Source organism: Hydrogenophaga sp. ZJX-1 (genome assembly GCF_048590325.1).
Classification (GTDB): Bacteria; Pseudomonadota; Gammaproteobacteria; order Burkholderiales; family Burkholderiaceae_C; genus Hydrogenophaga.
In genome coordinates, this window is record NZ_JBMBRA010000002.1 from 692868 (window position 1) to 712898 (window position 20031).

A 20031-nucleotide genomic window follows, 5' to 3' on the forward strand; every position below is an offset into this window, starting at 1 on the left:
GCCGTGCGCCGCGCAGTGTGCTCTCAGGTCTGGACCCCATACCTGGCGAGTCCCGGCACGTCGACGATGTGGATGTCGCGCTTGTCGATGCGGATCAGGCTCACCGACTCCAGCTCGTGCAACACCTTGGAGAAATACTCCGGCGTGAGCGACAGCCGTGAGGCCACGGTGGCCTTGCTCACCGGCAGCGAGACGATGTAGACCTCGCCCGTGGAGCAGTCTTCCACCTGGTGTTCGCGCAGCAGGTAGCCGATCACCCGCTGCATGCCGGTGTGCAGCGCGCCGGTCTCGATGTCGTGCACCAGGCCGTGCAGACGCCGCGAGATCCCGGCCAGCATGCGCAGCGAGAATCGCGGATCGCGCCCGATCTCGTTGACGATGACCTGCTTGCCCACGCTCAGCAGCAGGCTGTTGGTGAGCGCCTGCGCATTCAGGATGTAGGGCTTGTCGGTGAACATCAGCGCCTCGGCAAAGCTGTGGCCGGGCTGCACCAGCTCGATCACCTTCTCCTGCCCGGCGGGCGACAGCGCAAACAGTTTGACCTGGCCCAGCACCAGCACATGGAACTCGCGGCAGGGCTCGCCATAACGGAACACGGTGTCGCCGCGCGTCAGGCGACGCACCTGGCACCCCTCGGCCACGCGCTCCAGCTCTTCGGTCGACAGGTCGGTGAAGAGCGCCTGGGTCGCCAGAAAGCGCGGGATGTTGAAGTCGCTGGTGTCCATCGGTTCCTTTTCCCGTGCGGGAGCCCCGGCGGTGCCGGATTGTAGGTGGGGGGCTGTGGAATCGGCCCAGATATCCCCGGCCGATTCCTGGCATTTTCGACGTGAAACTTGAACCGGTTCAAGGAAAGAAAACCCGTCCTCTCCCAAACTCACTTCCGGCATTCCAGTCACAGGAGCGAGATTCTATGAACCAAGTCAAATCCAGCGGCTTCACCAAGCAGATGGCCCGCAACATGTTTTACGGAGGGTCGGTGTTTTTCATCCTGGTGTTCGCCGGCCTGATCTGGGACAGCGAACGCCGCATCCCCACGCGCTCGAACGCGGAGGCTATCACCCCGGCCGTGATCAACGGCAAGAAACTCTGGGAAACGCGCAACTGCATCGGCTGCCACACCCTGCTCGGTGAGGGCGCCTACTTCGCCCCCGAGCTGGGCAATGTGTACGCGCGCCGCGGACCCGACTTCATCAAGACGTGGATGAAGATCCAGCCCACCCATGTCGAGGGCCGGCGCCAGATGCCGCAGTTCAACTTTTCCGAACAGCAGCTCGACGACCTGGTCGAGTTCCTGCGCTGGACCGGTGGCATCAACACCGAAAAATGGCCCCCCAACATCGAAGGCTGAGAGCCATGCGCACACCCGACCCCACTAGGAACAACACCATGCCAGCGACCAGACTCCAGTACGCCTCGCAGTCGGTATCCAAGTACTACTTCATCGCCGCACTGGCGCTGTTCACGGCCCAGATCGTCTTTGGTCTGGCGCTCGGGCTGCAATACCTGCTGGGGGACTTCCTGTTCCCCTACATCCCGTTCAACCAGGCCCGCATGGTCCACACCAACCTGCTGATCGTGTGGTTGCTGTTCGGCTTCCAGGGCGCGGCCTACTACATGGTGCCCGAAGAGTCCGAGACCGAGCTCTACAGTCCGAAGCTGGCGATCGCCCTGTTCTGGATCTTCCTCGTGGCCGGCGCGCTGACCATCGTGGGCTACCTCGCGGTGCCCTACGCCAAGCTGGCCGAACTCACGGGCAACGACATCCTGCAGACCATGGGCCGCGAGTTCCTGGAGCAGCCCCTGCCCACCAAGCTGGGCATCGTGGCGGTGATGCTGGGCTTCCTGTTCAACATCAGCATGACCGTGCTCAAGGGCCGCAAGACCAGCATCAGCCTGGTGCTGATGATCGGTCTGTGGGGCCTGGCCCTGCTGTTCCTGTTCAGCTTCGTGAACCCGCACAACCTGGTGCGCGACAAGATGTACTGGTGGTTCGTGGTGCACCTGTGGGTGGAGGGCACCTGGGAACTGATCATGGGCGCGCTGCTGGCCTTCGTGCTGATCAAGACCACCGGCGTGGACCGCGAAGTGATCGACAAATGGCTCTACGTGATCATCGCCATGGCGCTGATCACCGGCATCCTGGGCACGGGTCACCACTTCTTCTTCATCGGCATGCCCGGCTACTGGCTGTGGGTCGGCTCGATCTTCTCCGCCATGGAGCCGATCCCCTTCTTCATGATGACGGTGTTCGCCTTCAACATGGTGCAGCGCCGCCGCCGCGAACACCCCAACCAGGCCGCGCTGCTGTGGGCCGTGGGCTGTTCGGTGGTGGCCTTCCTGGGCGCCGGTGTGTGGGGCTTCATCCACACGCTGAGCCCGGTCAACTACTACACGCACGGCAGCCAGGTCACGGCCGCGCACGGTCACCTGGCCTTCTACGGCGCCTACGTGATGGTGGTGCTGGCGATCATCAGCTACGCCATGCCCATCCTGCGCGGCCGCGTGGCCAACAGCCAGAAGGCCCAGAACGTGGAGATGTGGAGCTTCTGGATGATGACCGTGGGCATGGTCGTGATGGTGCTGGCGCTCACCGGCGCGGGGATCCTGCAGATCTGGCTGCAACGCATGCCGACCTCGGGCGCGATGTCCTTCATGGACACCCAGGACCAGCTGCGCTTCTTCTACTGGATCCGCGTGGGCGGCGGCGTGGGCTTCCTGATCGGCCTCATGACCTACCTGTCCAGCTTCTTCATCGGCGGCGCGCCCCGCGAGGTGCCCACGGGTGCCGCGGCCCTGCGCGTGCGCAACGCCTGAGCCAGAAATGAGCGCCATGACCGTCACCGAACTGCACGCCCGGGTGAACCCGCTGCCGTACTACGCCGAACAGGCCGGCGAGTGCGAGGTGTTCAGCCAGGCCTGGGGCGCCCAGCTGCCTCTGCTGATCAAGGGCCCGACCGGCTGCGGCAAGACCCGTTTCGTCGAGCACATGGCGGCCCGCCTGGGCCGCCCGCTGATCACGGTGTCCTGCCACGACGACCTGGGCGCGGCCGATCTGGTGGGCCGCTTCCTGATCGGTCAGGGCGAGACCGTGTGGTCCGACGGACCGCTGGCGCGCGCCGTGCGCACCGGCGCCATCTGTTACCTGGACGAGGTGGTCGAGGCCCGCAAGGACACCACCGTGGTGCTGCACCCGCTGGCCGACGACCGGCGCTGCCTGCCGATCGAGCGCACCGGCGAACAGCTGGTCGCTCCGCCCGGCTTCATGCTGGTCATGTCCTACAACCCTGGCTACCAGAACCTGCTAAAGGGTCTCAAGCCCAGCACCCGCCAGCGCTTCGTGGCGATCGACCTGGGCTACCCCCCGGCCGACACCGAACGCCACATCGTGATGAACGAAGGATGCATCGACGCCGCGCAGGCCGCCCAGCTGGTGGCTCTGGCGCAGGCCCTGCGCCGCCTGACCGAACACGACCTCGAAGAAACCGCCAGCACCCGGCTGCTGGTCTCCGCCGCCAGGTTGATGGCCGGTGGCCTGGCGCCACTGCGCGCCTGCCGGGGCGCCATCGTGAACGCCCTGACCGACGACCCCGGCACCGCCGAGGCCCTGATGGAAGTGGTGCGTGCGATCCTGGGCGACGAGGGATAACGCACAGCCCGTGCTGCGCAAGGCCCCATGGAACAGCTGTCCCTCACCGGCCCGGCGGCCAGCGAAGCGCAGCGCCGCGCACGCAGCCTTCAGATCTGGCGCCGACGCACCCAGATCGGTTTCTTTGTCCTGTTCCTGCTCGCACCCAGCCTCAACCTGCTGCGCTTCGACCTCTATGAGACCCAGCTCTGGGTGCTGGGCATGCGCTGGTCGCTCGGCATCGACGGCCTGATCAACGGCGAGATCAGCGCCAACCAGGCCGCCCTGAACCTGCTGTGGCGCGCACTGCTGCCCGCCTTGCTGATCGTGGGTGGATTTCTGGCGCTGGCCTACCGCTACGGCCGCATCTACTGCGGCTGGCTGTGCCCGCATTTTTCACTGGTGGAATCGCTCAACAGCCTGCTGCACCGCGCCTGCGGCAAGCTCAGCCTGTGGGACCGCGCGCCGGTGCACCGCGCCGGCGTCACGCCGCAGCGGCGCTGGTGGCCGCTGTTCGCGCTGAGCTGCCTGCTCGCGGCCTTCACCTGGGCCATCACCCTGCTGACCTACCTGCTGCCGCCGCAACTGATCTGGAGCGGCCTGTTCAGCGGCACGCTCACCGCCAACCAGCTGCGTTTCCTGCTGGTGGGCACCGCCATCTTCGCCGCCGAGTTCGCGTTCGCGCGGCACCTGTTCTGCCGCTTCGGCTGCGCGGTGGGCCTGTTCCAGAGCCTGGCCTGGATGGCCAACCCGCGCGGGCTGGTGGTCTCGTTCGAGCGCGAACGTGCGCGCGACTGCCGGACCTGCCAGAGCGAGCAGCGTAGCGCTCCGGCGCACGCCGCCCTGGCCGCGCCCGACGCGCCGTTGGGCAACGCCTGCGACAGCGTGTGCCCCATGCGGCTGCAGCCGCGCAACATCAAGCGGCGCATGTTTTCCTGCGTGCAGTGCGGCCAATGCCTGGACGCCTGCGACAGCACACACACCGCGCAGGGGCGCAGCCCCACGCTGCAGTGGCGCATCGGCGAAGACGCCCTGCGCGAGACCCTGCGGCAACGCCGCGAACACCCACCGGAGCAACGCTGATGGAAGAAATGGTCGGACGCTGGTGGCACGTGGCCCTGACACGCCTGACCCGGCCCGAACACGCCGGCGCTGCGGTGCACCTGTCGCAGATGAAGACCCCGGTGGGCATGTTGTTTCGCGCTGGCGGCGGGCAGGCCCACGTGCGGCTGGCCGAGGCGGGCCTGCAGCGCACCGCGACGCCCAGCCACTGGCTGCACCGGCTCGCGGGCAGCGGCGACCGGGCCGCACTGGCGGTGCTGGAGCCCGAGGTGCTGGCCCTGCCGCCGAGCGTGGCGGTGTTCGCCGATCCCGCACTCAACCGCGACCTCTACCTCTGGCTGGCCCTGCTCACGGCCCACTGGGTGCCCAGCGGCCGGTGGCTGACCGACAACGTGCGCGCCACCCGGCGTGCGCTGTCGGCCTTCCCCGGTTTTCAAGGCCGCTACCAGCGCCTGTGCGACCTGCACCTGGCGCAGCGTCCGGGTGTGGCGGGCTTGCGCGGACGCGCCGCTCTGGCCGAGCATGCGGTGGCCGACGCGCTGCGCGGCGGCTCGCCCGCCGACGGTGGCTGGCAGGCCGCCGACGTGGCCCCGGTCTGGCTCTGGGCCTGTGGCGCCACCCACGCGGCCGCCTGGCCCGGCGCCGATCCGGCGACACCGCCGCCGCCCACGAACCGCGCGCCGGCCACCGCCGACGCCCAGCGCCGGCGCGCCCAAGCCACACCCCACACGCAGGAACGCCACGCCATGGTGCTGCCGTTCCGCGCCGAGGCGCTGATGTCGTGGAGCGAGCTGGTGCGCGTGAACCGCAGCAGCGACGACGAAGACGACGGCAACGCGATCAAGGCCGCCAACGACATGGAGGTCCTGTCGGTGGCGCAGCAGGGCCAGACCCTGGCCGCGCGCGTGAAGTTCGACCTGGACCTGCCCAGCAGCAGCGCCGACGACACCCCGCTCGGCCCGGGCCGCAAGTTCCCCGAATGGGACCACCGGCGCAGCGTGCTGGTGCCCGACCACTGCCTGGTGCAGGACCTGCGGGCCCGCCAGGGTGCGCCCTTCGTGCCCGGCGCCGGCCTGCGCGCCACGGCGCGCCAGGTGCGCCGCCGCATGGAGGTGCTGCGCCATGCACCGCGCCTGCAGCGCGGCCAGGAGCAGGGCGACGACATCGACCTGGACGCCTGGATCCGCCTGCAGGCCGACAGCCTCGGAGCCAGCGCCCGGCGCAGCGACACGCCCGCGGTCTACACCCGGCAGACCCGTGGCGAGCGCAGCCTGGCCACCTGGCTGCTGGCCGATCTCTCGCAGTCCACCGACGCGCACGCGAACGACCACGCGCGCGTCATCGACGTGATCCGCGACGCCCTCTATGTGTTCGGCGAGGCCCTGAACGCGGTGGGCGATCCGTTCGCCGTCTGGGGCTTCAGCTCGGTGCGCCGGCAACACGTGCGCATGCAGTGCATCAAGGGGCTGGACGAGCCCTGGAACGACGCTGCCCGTGCCCGCGTGGGCGCGATCCGGCCGGGCTACTACACCCGCATGGGCGCGGCGATCCGCCACGCCACCGAGCACCTGCGCCAGTGCCCGCAGCGCTGCCGGCTGCTGATGCTGCTGACCGACGGCAAGCCCAACGACCTCGACCAGTACGAAGGCCGCTACGGCCTGGAAGACACGCGCCACGCGATCCACGAGGCGCGTGCGGCCGGGCTGATTCCGTTCTGCGTCACCATCGACAGCGCGGGCCACGACTACCTGCCGCTGCTGTTCGGCCGCCAGGGTTACGCGCTGGTGCACCGCCCCGAAGACCTGGCCCACCGCCTGACCCAGGCCTGGACGACACTGGTGCGCAGCCACTGAGCGCGCGCAACAGGGCTGCGGTCCATGTCGCGCACGCGCTGACAAGCGGCCGGGCGGTCCACACAATGCCCCCATGAACTTCGAGCACGGTCCCCGGGCACAGGCGCTGCTGCGGCGCCTGACCGACTTCATGCAGCGCTTTGTGCTGCCGCACAACGCGGCCTGGCACCAGGCCGTGCAGCAGGGCGACTACCCGCCGCCATTTCTGGACGACCTGAAGACGCTGGCGCGTGAGGAAGACCTGTGGAACCTGTTCCTGCCCGGCCTGCGCGAAGACGAACCGGGCACCCGGCTGGACAACCTCGACTACGCACCGCTGGCCGAGGCCATGGGCAAACTGCACTGGGCGGCCGAGGTGTTCAACTGCAGCGCGCCCGACACCGGCAACATGGAGCTGCTGCACCGCTTCGCCACGCCGGCGCAGCGCACGCAGTGGCTCACACCGCTGCTCAATGGAACGATCCGATCCGCCTTCGCCATGTCCGAGCCCGACGTGGCCTCGTCCGACCCGACCAACCTGCAAACGACGGTGCGGCGCGAGGGCGATGCACTGGAGCTCAACGGCCGCAAGTGGTTCATCACCGGCGTGGCCCACCCGGCCTGCAGGCTGCTGATCGTGATGGCGCGCAACGCAGCCGACGACAGCGGTGCGCCGGACATCAAGCACCACCAGCACAGCATGGTGCTGGTGCCGCTGGACACGCCGGGTATCGAGGTGGTGCGCAACATCAGCGTGGTGCACCACCAGGCGCCCGAAGGGCATTGCGAGATCGTCTTTCGCCACGTTCGCGTGCCGGCCGACCACCTGCTCGGTGGCTGGGGCGAAGGCTTTGCCATGGCGCAGGCGCGGCTGGGGCCGGGCCGCGTGCACCACTGCATGCGCACCATCGGCCAGTGCGAACTGGCGCTGGCGCTCGCCACCGAACGCGCGCTGGAGCGCCAGACCTTCGGCAAGTACCTGGCCGACTACGCCAACGTGCAGGAATGGATCGCGCTGTCGCGCATCGAGATCGACCAGGCGCGCCTGCTGGTGCTGCGCTGCGCCTGGCTGCTCGACCACCCCGAACAAGCCGAACCCGCCGCCGTGCGCGCGCAGGTGGCCGCGATCAAGGTGGTGGCCGCGGGCCTGCAGACCCGCGTGGTGGACCGCGCGATGCAGATTTTTGGCGCCATGGGCCTGTCGCCCGACACGCCGCTGGCGCAGTTCTGGACCTGGGGCCGCGCCCTGCACCTGCTCGACGGCCCCGACGAAGTGCACCTGCGCAGCGTGGCGCGGCAGGAACTGGAGCAGGCGCGCGCGCGCATGGGCGCTTCGTCAGCCTACTTCACGACGCCGGAGCAGATGCGCACGCCGCCGCACCTGTCTGCGTAGAAAGCGTTTGCAATCCAGCGGTGTGCAGAGAACCTCAGTCGACCAGAGAGGTCAGGCCGCCACCGGCTCGCGCATCGCCGCCGCGGCGATGTCCAGCGAACGCAGGCGCAGCGCCGGGTCGAACACGTCGCTCACCAGCATGAACTCGTCGGCCTGGGTCGCGTTGGCGAGTCTGGTGAGGCCGGCGCGCACCGTGTCCGGGCCGCCGATCACCGCACAGGCCAGGAAGTCGGCAATCGCCGCATGGGCCTGGGTGTCCAGCGTTTCCATGAAGCCGGCCACCGGTGCCGGCAGCTGGCCGCGTTTGCCGGTGAGGATCCCCAGCACACGCTGGTAGGTGCTGCTGGCCAGGTACTCGGCTTCGTCGTCCGTGGGTGCGGCGATCAGTGGCACGCCGACGATGGCGTAGGGCTTGTCCAGCACGGCCGAGGGCTTGAAATTGTGGCGGTACAGGTCCAGCGCCTGCAGCAGGTAACGCGGTGCAAAGTGCGAGGCGAAGGCGTAAGGCAGACCACGCTCGGCCGCGAGCTGGGCCGAGAACAGGCTGGAGCCCAGCAGCCAGATCGGCACATGGGTGCCCGCGCCGGGCATGGCGATCAGTTTCTGGCCCGGCACCGCATCGCCCAGCAGGCGCTGCAGTTCGGCCACATCGCGCGGGAAATCGTCTTCGGTTTCGCGGCGGTCGCGGCGCAGCGCGCGCATGGTCAGCGGGTCGGTACCGGGCGCGCGACCCAGGCCCAGGTCGATGCGGCCGGGATAGAGCTCGGCCAGCGTGCCAAAGGCCTCGGCCACCACCAGCGGCGCGTGGTTGGGCAGCATCACGCCGCCCGAGCCGACGCGCATGCGCTGCGTGGCGCCAGCGATGTGGCCCACAAGAACGGCCGTGGCCGAACTGGCGATGCCGCTCATGTTGTGGTGTTCGGCCAGCCAGTAACGCGTGAAGCCCAGGGCCTCCGCATGCTGTGCGGTGCGCAGGGCGATGGCCAGCGCATCGGCCACCGTGCCGCCTTCGCGCACGGCCACGAGATCGAGCAGGGAGAGGCGGATGTCTTGCAGGGGCTTGGGCATGGGATTCATGGACAGCATTGTCAGATGCTTTGCATTCCACCGGTCTGTGAGCCCGCGAAAGACCCCTGTACCCCGCCCCTGGCGCGCCGCCTCCACCCACCGGCAGCGTTACTTGATGACACACCGGAGCGCCAACGCACGGTATCCGAGGACTCGATCGAGGCCATCGCCGGCCAGGTGGGCGACGAAGCGCGGGCTATTTCGCGCGCCCGTTCAAGCGCGAGGTGCTGCAGCAGGGCCGCACGGCCTGATCACTGCGCCGGGGACGCGCCATCGGGCGGCCCCTTGAGCTCCACCACATTGCCTTCGGGATCGGTGACGTAGAGCGAGGGGCCTTCGCCTTCGGCGCCATAGCGCGAGGCCAGCGCGCCGGCATCGACGCCGTGCGCCCGCAGCTGGGCGCGGATCTGTGCCTCGTCGAACGGCTCCACCCGGAAGCAGAAATGGTCGAGGTTGCGCCCCTGCGCGCCCGGCGCTGCGCCGCCAGCGCGACCGAGCGGCCCGTCCACGGGCACCAGATCGAGCAGCGAGCGCCCGGCACGCAGCTGCACCAGCCCGATGCCATCCTGGCGGCGCTCAATGCGACAGCCCAGCACATCGCAATAAAACCGCAACATGGCATCGAGATTCACGACGCGCAGCACGAGGTGGTCGATTTCGCGGAGGTGGATCATGGGCCAAGTTATACCGTTCGTCACCCGTTTTTGGAACACCCGCTGTGGGGTCGCCATCCGTCGGCGACTGACTGCGCGGACCGTGAAGCGTAGACTGGTCCACGTCGCCTACCCACTCCGCCACACCCGCCCATGACCACCCTGTTTGAACCCCTGCAAGTCGGCGCCCTGAGCCTGTCCAACCGCATCGTCATGGCCCCGCTCACGCGCAACCGCGCGCCCGACGCCATCCCCACGCCGCTGATGGCCGAGTACTACGCCCAACGCGCCAGCGCGGGCCTGCTGATCACCGAGGCCACCGCCATCACCCACCAGGGCCAGGGCTACGCCGACGTGCCCGGCCTCTACGGCACCGAGCAGCTTGACGGCTGGAAGCGCGTGACCGAGGCGGTGCACGATGCGGGCGGCAAGATCATGGTGCAGCTCTGGCACGTGGGCCGCGTGTCACACCGCGAGTTGCAGCCGCACTTTGGCGCGCCGGTCGCGCCTTCGGCGATCCGCGCCCACACCAAGACCGTGCTGATCAAGGACGGCGTCCCGACCTTCGTGGACACCTCCGAGCCGCGCGCGCTCGAGGCCGAAGAGATTCCCGGCATCGTGATGGACTACCGCCACGCCGCACTCAACGCCATCGCTGCCGGCTTCGACGGCGTGGAGATCCACGCCGCCAACGGCTACCTGATCGACCAGTTCCTCAAGACCGGCAGCAACCACCGCAAGGACGACCACGGTGGCAGCATCGCCAACCGCTCGCGCTTTTTGCTGGAGGTGACGCGCGCCGTGACAGACGCCATCGGTGGCGACCGCACCGGCATCCGCCTCTCGCCCGTGACGCCGGCCAACGACGTGAGCGATGACCATCCGCAGCCGCTGTTCGACCACGTGGTGCGCAAGCTGGCCCCGTTGCAGCTGGCCTACCTGCACCTGATCGAAGGTGCCACCGGCGGCCCGCGCGAACTGCCGGACCGTCCCTTCGACTACGCCGCGCTCAAAACCGCCTACCGCGAAGCCGGCGGCCGGGGTGCCTGGATGGTCAACAACGGCTACGACCTGACGATGGCGCGCCAGGCGCTGGCCGATGGCGCCGATCTCGTGGCCTTCGGCAAAGCCTTCATCGCCAACCCGGATCTGGTGACACGGCTGCACGCGGGCGGTCCGTTCAACACCCCCGACAAGACCACCTTCTACGGTGGCGGTGCGAAGGGCTACACCGACTACCCGACGCTGGCGGACTGAGTCTGCAGCGCCCTATGATGCGCGGACCATGCCCGCCCCCGAACTGATTGCCGCCCTCTACCCCTGGCTCCGACACCTGCACATCACCCTGGTGGTCTTGAGCGTGTCGGTGTTCGCGGTGCGCGGCCTGGGTGTGCTGGCGGGGCAGGCCTGGCCCATGCGCGACCTGGCCCGTGGCCTGAGCCCCGTCATCGACTCGCTGCTGCTGCTCGCCGGCGCCACGCTGTGGTGGCTGCTGCAGCTGAACCCCTGGCACAACCACTGGCTGGGCGCCAAGCTGGTGCTGCTGGTGGTCTACATCGTGCTGGGCAGCTTTGCCCTCAAACGCGCGCCGACGCGCACCGGCAAGGCCCTCGCCTTTGTCGCGGCGCTGTCGGTGGTGGGCGTCATGGCCAGCATCGCGGTGGCCCACCATCCGCTGGGGATGTTCGCGCCGTGAGCACCCCCCAGGCACCCCACCGTTCGCGCATGGTGCGTGGCTTGCTGTGGGCCGCCGGTTCGCTGGCGCTGCTGCTGGGCCTGGTCGGGGTCGTGCTGCCCGGTCTGCCCACCACGCCCTTCATCCTGCTGGCCGCAGCCTGCTACGCCAAGGCTTCGCCGCGCCTGCACCGCTGGCTGCTCAACCACCGCCTCACCGGTCCGATGCTGCGCGACTGGGAAACGCACCGCAGCCTGACACGGCGCAACAAGATCGTTGCCGTGGTGTCCATGGCGGTGATGGTCAGCGTGTCGATCTGGAGTTTCCGCGGGCGCGTGGCGGTGCAGCTGGTGCTGCTGGCCACGGCCGCGATCGGCGCGTGGGTGGTGCTGCGCATCCCGACCCGGAGATAGCCCACCCCTGTGCCGACGCTGCGCGTCGTCACCCCCTCCAGGGGGCGATGCGAGTGGCCCGGCTAAGCCGGTTTCACCGCATCCCTGGCCAGCACCCTTCGCGCCGGAAAAAAGTCAGCCTGCTCTGCGCGCGAGGACTTCAAACGCCGGCAGCGTCTTGCCTTCCAGCACTTCGAGGAAAGCGCCGCCGCCGGTGGAGATGTAGCCCACGTCCTTCTCGATGCCGTACTTGGCGATCGCGGCCAGCGTGTCGCCACCGCCCGCGATGCTGAAGGCGCTGCTCTCGGCAATCGCCTGCGCGATCACCTTGGTGCCGTTCTCGAAGGCCGCAAACTCGAACACGCCCACCGGGCCGTTCCAGACGATGGTGCCGGCCTTCTTCAGCTGCTCGGCCAGCAGCTGCGCGGTCTGCGGGCCGATGTCCAGGATCAGGTCGTCGTCGGCCACATCGGTGGCGGCTTTCACCGTGGCCACGGCGTCGGGGCTGAAGCTCTTGGCGCAGACGACGTCGGTCGGGATCGGCACCGCCGCGCCGCGCGCTTGCATGGCGTCGATCACGGCCTTGGCTTCGCCGACCAGGTCGGGCTCGGCCAGGCTCTTGCCGATCTTCAGACCGGCGGCGAGCATGAAGGTGTTGGCGATGCCGCCGCCCACGATCAGGCCGTCCACGTTCTTGGCCAGGGCCTGCAGGATGGTGAGCTTGGTGCTGACCTTGCTGCCGGCGACGATGGCGATCAGCGGGCGCTTCGGGTTGGCCAGGGCCTTGCCGATCGCATCCATCTCGGCCGCCAGCAGCGGGCCGGCGCAGGCGATCGGCGCGGTCTCGGCGATGCCGTAGGTGCTGCCTTCGGCGCGGTGCGCGGTGCCGAAGGCGTCGTGCACGAAGATGTCGCAGAGCTTGCCCAGCTTGGCGGCGAGTTCGGGCTTGTTCTTCTTCTCGCCGACGTTGAGGCGGCAGTTCTCCAGCATGACAAGCTGGCCGGGTTCGACGGACACGCCATCGACCCAGTTGGCCACCACGGGGATGCTGCGGCCCATGAGTTCCCCCATGCGTGCGGCCACGGGAGCCAGCGAGTCTTCGGGCTTGAATTCACCTTCGGTGGGGCGCCCGAGGTGCGAGGTCACCATGACGGCGGCACCCGCGTCCAGCGCCATCTGGATGGCGGGGATGCTGGCACGGATGCGCGTGTCTTCGGTGATGTTGCCCGCGTCGTCCTGCGGCACGTTGAGGTCGGCGCGGATGAAGACACGCTGACCCTTGGCCTGGCCACTGGCACAGAGATCGGAGAAACGGATGAATTGCATGGTGAAGCCTTGAACAGGTGCGAAGGGAAGGGGAACAGCGCAAATTGTAGGGAATGCGCTGTCGGCACCTGAAGCCGCCAGACCGGCGTTGGCCCTCGCGGCGGCTGTTTAAGGATGCGTAAATGTTGGGGCGCCAGCATCTGGTGGCCCGATCCACAGGGATCTCCATCAACCACTGCCCCTCAAGCGCCCATGCCTGCCAACACCCCGCCTCGCCACCCACACCCCCGCATCGGCTCACAGGCGTTCGCGGCCCTTGGCCTTGCGCTCCTGGTCGGGTCCAGCGGATCGACACAGGCGAGTACCCCGGGCGAAAAGGTGGTCTGCACCGAACTGCCACGCAGCCAATGGCTGTCCGAGGCGCAGGCACGCGAGCGGTTCAAGGCCTCGACCTACCTGCTGGTGAAGTTCAAGGTGTCGCGGGGCAACTGCCACGAGTTCTACGCCATCGAACACGGCGGTGGCATCGTGGAGGCCTACCAGCATCCGGTCACGGGCGACGTGGTGCGGATGACACGCCTGCCGCCCCACACGCCAGGGAAACCGCGCTGAATCCACCCGCGAAAGCGGGTGCGTTTTGGCGTGGTGAGCGGGCATGAGCGACAGACTCCAAGCCTCTTACCCCTCGAACAGCACGAAGTCGGCCTTGCCCACACCGCATTCAGGGCAGCGCCAGTCGTCCGGCACGTCGGCCCAGCGCGTCCCGGGCGCAAAGCCTTCTTCGGGCCAGCCAGCGGCTTCGTCGTACAGCCATCCGCAGACCACACAGAGATATTGCTTCATGTTTGTCGCTTTCAGAATTCGGTTCGTCAAGTAAGACCCGGGCTCAGGGCGGTCAGTCGTCATCACCGTGATCGCGCCCGCCGCCGTTGCCCGAGACGAGGCTGCTCAGGGCCTTGGCTGAAACCAGCCCGTTGGGCGACTGCTGCCATTCCCAGGCGCCGTAGGCCAGCACCGCGAGCAGCAGCAGGGTCGCCAGCCAGGCGCGGTTCTTCTGCACCAGGCTCGGACCCGGCCCGTCCACGTTGCCGGTCAACATGGGCGATGCCAGGTTCTTGCGGCGCAGCAGGCTGAGCCCCAGGATCAGGGCCAGATGGGCCAGCACCACAAAGAGAAAGGCTTCACCCAGAAATTCGTGCGCTTCGCCCAGCCAGTCGTCACCGGGGAACACGCCCCATTCGTTGAAGGTCGCATAACCGCTCAAGGTGAGCGGCACCACCAGCACCAGCAAGGCCATCACCGCCAGTGCCATGAGCAGGTTCTGCCCCTGGCGCCAGTTGACGGCGGCGATGGATGGGGCCGTGCGCAGCGACCTGAGCCACGCCGGCGCACTGCCCAGCTTGCGCCACATCAGGCCCAGCCCCGCCTGGCGCGGGCCCCACAGGCCATAGACCACACGGAAGCCCAGCAGACCCGCCATGGAATAGCCGAGCGTGACGTGCAGCATGCGCCAGCTCTCGCCATCGGCCGTCAGGTAGGCACCGAGAAAACACAGGGCGAACAGCCAGTGAAACATGCGCGTGGGCGCATCGGTGACACGGCGGCGGGCGGCTGGTCGCGCCTGGGACGTGCCAACGGCAGCAGAGGAAGACATGGGGGTGGTGGCTTGCATGGCGGTTCTCCCGGGTTCAGTCTTTCCAGAACCAGCGCTGGCCCAGGTTCACGCCCGCCGGCATCCGGATGTTGTCGTCATCAAAATCGCCGCGGTCGGCGCCGGTGTGGCAGGCGGCGCAGTTGGCCGCGCTCTTGATACTGGCGTGTTTCCAGACCGAGGCGGGGACCTCGCGGTGCTTGCGCTCGAACCAGGCCGAGCGCGTGAGCCGGTCTTCTGGCGGCTCCTCGACCACGCGCTTGTAGGTGCCGGCGTTGGCCTGCAACCAGGTGCTGAGCTGCTTGACGGTGGCGTCATCCAGCGAAGCGTCGGTGCCGTAGTGCTTGTCCAGGCCGGCCATGATGCGCTGCCACGACCGGGCGGGCAGCAGGCCCGGGGTGTACGCGGTGTGGCAGGCGGCGCATTCGGCCATGTAGGCCTTGGGCATGTCGCGCGGCATCATGCGCCCGCCGTCAGCCTGCGCGGTGGACAGTGCGGCCATGCCCAGGCCAATGGCCACGAGCAGGGATCGGGTGGTGGGTGTTTTCATGGATCGCTCCTGGATGTCAAGGTCGTTCACTTCAGGCTGTTCAGGTAGGCCAGCACGTCGGCCTTTTCACCGGCGCTGCATTCGCGGCTGAGCACGTCGTTGCAGTTGCGCTTGAACCACTTGTCGACTTTCGCCGTGTCGGTAAAGGCCTTGGGGTTGAAGGCCGGCGCCAGCGGCGCGATCAGCTTGCCGGTGTTGGCGTGCTTGCCTTGCGTGGTGGGTGGCGTGTTGTGGCAGGAGGCGCACGACCACTCGGCCCCGTGTTTGGCGTTGAAGAAGGTCTGGCCCTTGGCCGCATTGCCCGGTGCGCCGGCCTGGGCGCTCCAGTGCTGGAGTTGTGCGGCGGGGGTGGTGTCGGCGGCGAGCACGGCGGGTGACCACAAGCTGCTGGCCAGCATCGCCGCGAGCAGGCCGGCGGACAGTCGGGAAGAATGCACAAACAACATGATGGTGTCTTTCAAAGGGATGAAGGGGAGTACGGGGTGCAGTGTGAGAAACCCCGCTTGAACGCCAGCTGAAGCGGCCGTTCATCTGCCGTTAAGGAATGCCCACCGACAATGACCCCATGAATGTGTTGACACGCCCCGGATACGGCAGCGCGCCGCTGCGGACCCTGCTGGTGACAGCGGCGCTGCTGGGCGGGCTGGGCACGACCCCCGCCTGGTCACGCGACGACGACCACGAGCGCGCCCTGCAAGCCGTGCAGGCCGGGCAGGTGCTGCCGCTGCGATCGGTGCTGGAACGGCTGGAACGCGAGCACCCCGGCCAGGTGCTGGGAGTCGAACTGGAGAACGAAGGCGAGCGCTGGGTCTATGAGATCAAATTGCTGCAGGCCGGTGGTCAGCGGATCAAGCTCGAACTCGACGCCAAGACCGGCGAGGTGCTGCGTCGCAGGACCCGCGAGGATCGCCATCGCGACCCCAGGAACCGTGGACATTGAAAGAACCCGCATGCGCATCCTCCTGGTAGAAGACGAACCCACGCTGCGCGCACAACTGCGCAGCGGCCTGGTGGACGCCGGTTATGCGGTGGATGAAGCCGACAACGGCCGCGACGCCCACTTCCTGGGCGACACCGAGGCGTTTGACGCGGTGGTGCTCGACCTCGGCCTGCCGGTGCTCGACGGTCTCACGGTGCTCAAACGCTGGCGCGATGCCGGCCGGACCATGCCGGTGCTGATCCTGACCGCGCGCGACAACTGGAGCGAGAAGGTGGCCGGCATCGACGCCGGCGCTGACGATTACCTGACCAAACCTTTCCACATGGAAGAGCTGCTGGCGCGCCTGCGCGCGCTGATCCGCCGCGCCAGCGGCCTGGCCTCGCCGGTGCTGCAGTGCGGCGCGCTGGCGCTGGACACGCGCAGCGGCCGCGTCACGCTCGGGGGCCAGCCGGTCGCCCTGACCAGCCACGAGTACAAGGTGCTCGACTACCTCATGCACCGCCCGGGCTCGGTGGTCTCGCGCACCGAACTCACCGAACACATCTACGCGCAGGACTTCGACCGCGACTCCAACACCATCGAGGTGTTCGTCGGCCGGCTGCGCAAGAAGCTCCCGCCCGAACTGATCGAGACCGTGCGCGGCCTGGGCTACCGACTGGTGCAGCCGCAGGCCGGCACGGACTGAGCCGGCGCCATGCCGCGCGCGATGCCCGGCGTCGCAGCGCATGCAGGGCAGGTTCGTCGGTGCCTTAAGCTCAACAACCCATGATCACGCTCGGCCGCTGGGCCTCCTCACTGCGTTTTCGCCTGCTGGCCGCCACGCTCGCCGCGCTCGCGCTGGCGCTGCTGCTGGCCGGTGTCTGGCTCAGCGGGCTGTTTCGCGAACACGTCATGCGCCAGTTCGAAGCGGCGCTGACCCTGCAGCTCGACCAGCTGACCACCCAACTCGAACTGGACGCCAGCGGCCAACCCGTGATCGATCCGCAACAGCTGTCCGACCCGCGCTGGCGCACACCCTATTCCGGCCTGTACTGGCAGCTCGACCAGGTGAGCAGCGACGGCGCCATCCGCAGCGGCCTGCTGCGTTCGCGCTCGCTCTGGGACACCACCCTGCCGCTGAGCGCGGATGCGCTGGCGAACGGCACCGTGCACGTGCACGAAGGCAGCGGTCCGCAGGGCGCGGCCGTGCTGATGCTGGAACGCACCGTGGCGCTGGGCGAACAGCCTGACCTGCGCTGGCGCCTGATCGTGGCGGCAGAAACCCGGCAGGCGCTGGAAGCGGTGGACCGCTTCACCGGTGTGCTTTCCATTTCGCTGCTGGTGCTGGGTGCGCTGCTGGCCTTGGCCGCGGTGACCCAGGTCGCGGTGGGACTGTCGCCGCTGCGGGGCCTGCAGCACGCCCTGGTGCAGGTGCGCGAAGGCCGCTCCGCCCGGCTGCAGGGCCGTTTTCCCAGTGAGGTGCAGCCCCTCATCGACGACTTCAACGGCGTGCTGGACCGCAACGCCGAGGTGGTGGCGCGCGCGCGCACCCAGGCGGGCAACCTGGCCCACGCCCTCAAGACCCCGCTGGCGGTCCTGGGACAGGCGGCCACGCAGGCGCTGGACGCGGGCGACCCCGCCAACCCGCGCGACACCGGGCCCGCACTCGCGCGCCTGGTCCACGAACAGGTGGACACGGCGCGACGCCACATCGACTGGCACCTCGCCCATGCGCGGGCCGCCGCGTCCGAGCGCCTGCCCGGCCTGCGCACCGCCGTGGCGCCGGTGGTGCTCGGCCTGGTGCGGGTGATGCAGCGGGTGCACGCCGAACGTCACATTGACATCGACGCCAGCGGTCTGCCCGACACGCTGGCCTTTGCGGGCGAAGAACAGGACTTGCAGGAGATGCTGGGCAACCTGATCGACAACGCCTGCAAATGGGCACGCCACTCGGTGGTGGTCAGCGCCTCCAGCGAAGCCGGTCGGCTGTGCCTGCGCGTGGAGGACGATGGTCCGGGCATCGACGACCAGGCCCGCGCCGCCGTGCTCGCGCGGGGCGCACGGCTGGACGAAAGCGTGCCCGGATCGGGGCTGGGCCTGGCCATCGTGACCGATCTGGCCCGGCTCTACGGGGGCGACGTCCGCCTGGAGACGGCCCGCCTGGGTGGCCTGGGGGTCGCCCTCAGCCTGCCGGCCGCGGACTGACCCCGGCCTGCACCGGCGGCCTGGCGCAGGGCGCCAGCGCATCAAGCGGGCGCTCGTACGCCGAGGTGTGCACGTCCATCAGCCCCAGCACCGAATGGAAGACGTTGTCGTGCGACAGGGCCTCGCCCGAGCGCTGGCGCAGGCAGTCCACCGAGACACCGCTGCGCCGCTGCAGCCCGGGCGACAACCAGGCCACCATGGGCACATGGGTTTGCTGCTCGGGTGCCAGCGCGTAGGGCAAGCCGTGCAGGTAGAGCCCGTTTTCACCCAGCGATTCGCCATGATCGGACAGATAGATCAGCCCGGTGTCGTGCTGGCCCTGCTGGGCCTGGTGCTGCAACCAGTCCAGCGTCTGGCCCAGAAACTGGTCGGTGTAGGCGATGGTGTTGTCGTAAGCGTTGGCGAGCGCTTCGGGGCTGCAGTCCGACAGCGTGGCGCTGGTGCATTCGGGCTCAAAGCGCTTGTGCGCTGAAGGTGTGCGCTTGAAATACGCCGGGCCGTGGCTGCCCATCTGGTGCATGACGAGCACCACGCCGCGCTCGCGGCGCTGCGGGTCGAGTGCAGCGATGCGCGCATCAAGATCCTGCAGCATGACCTCGTCAAAACACTCACCGTCAGAACAGAGGCCCGGCACGGCCAGCTCGCGCGTGCTCGCATGGGGGACCCGATCACAGACGCCTTTGCAGCCCGCCTGGTTGTCCAGCCAGAGCACCGCCAGACCGGCCCGCTGCAGCACATCCAGCAGGTTTTCGTGGCGCGCGGTTTCATCACCGCCCTGGGCCCGCGTCAAGGGCGAGAACACGCATGGCACCGACACCTGGGTGTTGGTGCCGCAGGAACGCACCTGGCTGAAGTTCACCAGATCGCCCTGCTGCTGCCAGCGCACCAGCGTGGGCGTGGTGTCACGGGCATAACCATCGATAGCGAAATGGTCGGCGCGTGCCGTCTCGCCCAGCACCAGCAGCAACAGCGGTGGCCGCGCCTGGTTCGCGTAGCTCGCGCCAAGCACCGCGTCTTCACCGACCGGCGTCAGGGTGCGCGCCTGCGCGGGCAGTTGCTGCGCGGCCAGCTTGCCAGCGGCGTACACCGTGTTCAGGGGGTTGATCATGAAGCGCAACGCCTTCTGGTTGCGCATCAGTGAGGCGAGGTCCTGGTAGGTCAGCAGTGCCGCGCCCACCGCCAACACCAGGCCGGCCACCGCGCCCAGGCCGTTGGGCAGCAGCCGCGAAGCCGCATGGCCCATCGCCACCGGCCGGTGCCACAACCACCACAGCGCCGGTGCCGCCACCAGCAGCAGGCTGCCGGCCAGCGACCACGACAGCAGGTCGCGCACCTCTCGCACATCGGTGTGCAAGGCGTTGGCCAGCATGGTGGTGTCGATCACGACACCGTACTGCCACATGTAGTGGCTGTTCAGGGCCGCCATCACCACCAGCAGGGAGGCGACCGGTCGCAGCAGGCGCGGCCACGCCAGCAGCGACAGCAGGGCCGCCGTGCCGCCCAGGATCATCAGACCCAGGCCCATGAACGCCGTCCAGCGGACCTCGCCACCGGACAGCATGCGCTGCCACAGCGGCAGATTGCCCGGACCGGCCAGCCACAGCGCGAGCAGCCAGACGGTCCGGCCCGGGGAGCGGGCTGGGTTGGCGGTGAGGATGGCGGGCGCCCGCGTGGGCGGGGCGGACAGCGCCGGGGACAGAGTTGCCTGCATGGTCACATTCGATGCGCCAGCACACACTG

22 protein-coding genes are annotated in these 20031 nt (G+C 68.6%); 13 read left to right on the forward strand and 9 right to left on the reverse strand.

Annotated elements, in window-relative coordinates:
* Positions 1 to 23: 23 nt before the first annotated feature.
* Positions 24 to 725, reverse strand: a complete 702-nt coding sequence (locus tag ACN5W5_RS07980; RefSeq protein ID WP_420047994.1) for a Crp/Fnr family transcriptional regulator — start codon at positions 723 to 725, stop codon at positions 24 to 26.
* A 185-nt stretch (positions 726 to 910) separates the two neighbouring features.
* Here ACN5W5_RS07980 and ACN5W5_RS07985 point away from each other — a divergent pair, with 185 nt between their 5' ends.
* The 6 genes from ACN5W5_RS07985 to ACN5W5_RS08010 all read left to right on the forward strand — a co-directional run bounded on the left by ACN5W5_RS07985 (position 911) and on the right by ACN5W5_RS08010 (position 7912).
* On the forward strand, positions 911 to 1348 hold the full coding sequence (locus ACN5W5_RS07985) for a c-type cytochrome (RefSeq protein WP_420047995.1): 438 nt from the start codon (positions 911 to 913) through the stop codon (positions 1346 to 1348).
* 38 nt (positions 1349 to 1386) lie between these two features.
* Positions 1387 to 2814, forward strand: coding sequence for a cbb3-type cytochrome c oxidase subunit I (locus ACN5W5_RS07990; protein WP_420047996.1), 1428 nt, complete (start codon positions 1387 to 1389; stop codon positions 2812 to 2814).
* A 16-nt stretch (positions 2815 to 2830) separates the two neighbouring features.
* Entirely contained in the window at positions 2831 to 3646 is an 816-nt protein-coding gene (locus ACN5W5_RS07995) for a CbbQ/NirQ/NorQ/GpvN family protein (protein WP_420048177.1), read from the forward strand.
* Between the two features lie 27 nt (positions 3647 to 3673).
* Positions 3674 to 4708: a 4Fe-4S binding protein gene (locus ACN5W5_RS08000; RefSeq protein ID WP_420047997.1), complete on the forward strand. Its 1035-nt coding sequence runs from the start codon at positions 3674 to 3676 to the stop codon at positions 4706 to 4708.
* The gene (locus tag ACN5W5_RS08005; RefSeq protein ID WP_420047998.1) at positions 4708 to 6540 is read left to right on the forward strand and encodes a nitric oxide reductase activation protein NorD; all 1833 of its coding nucleotides are present in this window, start codon (positions 4708 to 4710) and stop codon (positions 6538 to 6540) included. Before ACN5W5_RS08000 ends, ACN5W5_RS08005 begins: the two co-directional genes overlap by 1 nt.
* Before the next feature lie 73 nt (positions 6541 to 6613).
* On the forward strand, positions 6614 to 7912 hold the full coding sequence (locus tag ACN5W5_RS08010; protein ID WP_420047999.1) for an acyl-CoA dehydrogenase family protein: 1299 nt from the start codon (positions 6614 to 6616) through the stop codon (positions 7910 to 7912).
* A gap of 51 nt (positions 7913 to 7963) precedes the next feature.
* On the opposite strand, the gene ACN5W5_RS08015 is transcribed toward ACN5W5_RS08010, so the two are convergent.
* Positions 7964 to 8989, reverse strand: coding sequence for an LLM class flavin-dependent oxidoreductase (locus tag ACN5W5_RS08015; protein ID WP_420048000.1), 1026 nt, complete (start codon positions 8987 to 8989; stop codon positions 7964 to 7966).
* Positions 8990 to 9231: 242 nt separating this feature from the next.
* Entirely contained in the window at positions 9232 to 9654 is a 423-nt protein-coding gene (locus ACN5W5_RS08020; protein ID WP_420048001.1) for a VOC family protein, read from the reverse strand.
* 132 nt (positions 9655 to 9786) lie between these two features.
* Here ACN5W5_RS08020 and ACN5W5_RS08025 point away from each other — a divergent pair, with 132 nt between their 5' ends.
* Genes ACN5W5_RS08025 through ACN5W5_RS08035 form a run of 3 tightly spaced genes read left to right on the forward strand, consistent with a single transcriptional unit; the run spans position 9787 to position 11721 of the window.
* Positions 9787 to 10890, forward strand: a complete 1104-nt coding sequence (locus tag ACN5W5_RS08025) for an alkene reductase (RefSeq protein WP_420048002.1) — start codon at positions 9787 to 9789, stop codon at positions 10888 to 10890.
* Positions 10891 to 10918: 28 nt separating this feature from the next.
* Positions 10919 to 11329 carry a SirB2 family protein gene (locus ACN5W5_RS08030; RefSeq protein ID WP_420048003.1) on the forward strand — a complete coding sequence of 137 codons (411 nt, stop codon included), beginning with the start codon at positions 10919 to 10921 and terminating at the stop codon, positions 11327 to 11329.
* Positions 11326 to 11721, forward strand: a complete 396-nt coding sequence (locus tag ACN5W5_RS08035) for a YbaN family protein (protein WP_420048004.1) — start codon at positions 11326 to 11328, stop codon at positions 11719 to 11721. The genes ACN5W5_RS08030 and ACN5W5_RS08035 overlap by 4 nt, the downstream gene beginning before the upstream one ends.
* 114 nt (positions 11722 to 11835) lie before the next feature.
* Here ACN5W5_RS08035 and ACN5W5_RS08040 read toward each other — a convergent pair whose 3' ends face one another.
* Positions 11836 to 13026 (reverse strand): phosphoglycerate kinase, encoded by a 1191-nt coding sequence (locus tag ACN5W5_RS08040; RefSeq protein WP_420048005.1) that lies wholly within the window; start codon positions 13024 to 13026, stop codon positions 11836 to 11838.
* A 192-nt stretch (positions 13027 to 13218) separates the two neighbouring features.
* Here ACN5W5_RS08040 and ACN5W5_RS08045 point away from each other — a divergent pair, with 192 nt between their 5' ends.
* Complete coding sequence (locus tag ACN5W5_RS08045; RefSeq protein WP_420048006.1) at positions 13219 to 13578, forward strand: PepSY domain-containing protein; 360 nt, start codon at positions 13219 to 13221, stop codon at positions 13576 to 13578.
* Positions 13579 to 13644: 66 nt separating this feature from the next.
* Here ACN5W5_RS08045 and ACN5W5_RS08050 read toward each other — a convergent pair whose 3' ends face one another.
* Genes ACN5W5_RS08050 through ACN5W5_RS08065 form a run of 4 tightly spaced genes read right to left on the reverse strand, consistent with a single transcriptional unit; the run spans position 13645 to position 15565 of the window.
* Positions 13645 to 13809: a rubredoxin gene (locus tag ACN5W5_RS08050; protein WP_420048007.1), complete on the reverse strand. Its 165-nt coding sequence runs from the start codon at positions 13807 to 13809 to the stop codon at positions 13645 to 13647.
* A gap of 52 nt (positions 13810 to 13861) precedes the next feature.
* Positions 13862 to 14638, reverse strand: a complete 777-nt coding sequence (locus ACN5W5_RS08055) for a cytochrome b/b6 domain-containing protein (protein WP_420048008.1) — start codon at positions 14636 to 14638, stop codon at positions 13862 to 13864.
* A 16-nt stretch (positions 14639 to 14654) separates the two neighbouring features.
* On the reverse strand, positions 14655 to 15167 hold the full coding sequence (locus tag ACN5W5_RS08060) for a diheme cytochrome c (protein WP_420048009.1): 513 nt from the start codon (positions 15165 to 15167) through the stop codon (positions 14655 to 14657).
* 26 nt (positions 15168 to 15193) lie between these two features.
* The gene (locus ACN5W5_RS08065; protein ID WP_420048178.1) at positions 15194 to 15565 is read right to left on the reverse strand and encodes a DUF1924 domain-containing protein; all 372 of its coding nucleotides are present in this window, start codon (positions 15563 to 15565) and stop codon (positions 15194 to 15196) included.
* Between the two features lie 167 nt (positions 15566 to 15732).
* On the opposite strand from ACN5W5_RS08065, the gene ACN5W5_RS08070 reads away from it, so the two are divergent.
* The 3 genes from ACN5W5_RS08070 (at position 15733) to ACN5W5_RS08080 (ending at position 18291) form a co-directional block, all read left to right on the forward strand.
* Complete coding sequence (locus tag ACN5W5_RS08070) at positions 15733 to 16107, forward strand: PepSY domain-containing protein (RefSeq protein WP_420048010.1); 375 nt, start codon at positions 15733 to 15735, stop codon at positions 16105 to 16107.
* Positions 16108 to 16117: 10 nt separating this feature from the next.
* Complete coding sequence (locus ACN5W5_RS08075) at positions 16118 to 16792, forward strand: response regulator transcription factor (RefSeq protein WP_420048011.1); 675 nt, start codon at positions 16118 to 16120, stop codon at positions 16790 to 16792.
* A gap of 80 nt (positions 16793 to 16872) precedes the next feature.
* Entirely contained in the window at positions 16873 to 18291 is a 1419-nt protein-coding gene (locus ACN5W5_RS08080; RefSeq protein WP_420048012.1) for a sensor histidine kinase, read from the forward strand.
* Here ACN5W5_RS08080 and ACN5W5_RS08085 read toward each other — a convergent pair.
* Positions 18269 to 20002, reverse strand: a complete 1734-nt coding sequence (locus ACN5W5_RS08085; RefSeq protein WP_420048013.1) for a phosphoethanolamine transferase — start codon at positions 20000 to 20002, stop codon at positions 18269 to 18271. The genes ACN5W5_RS08080 and ACN5W5_RS08085 overlap by 23 nt on opposite strands.
* Positions 20003 to 20031 lie beyond the last annotated feature (29 nt).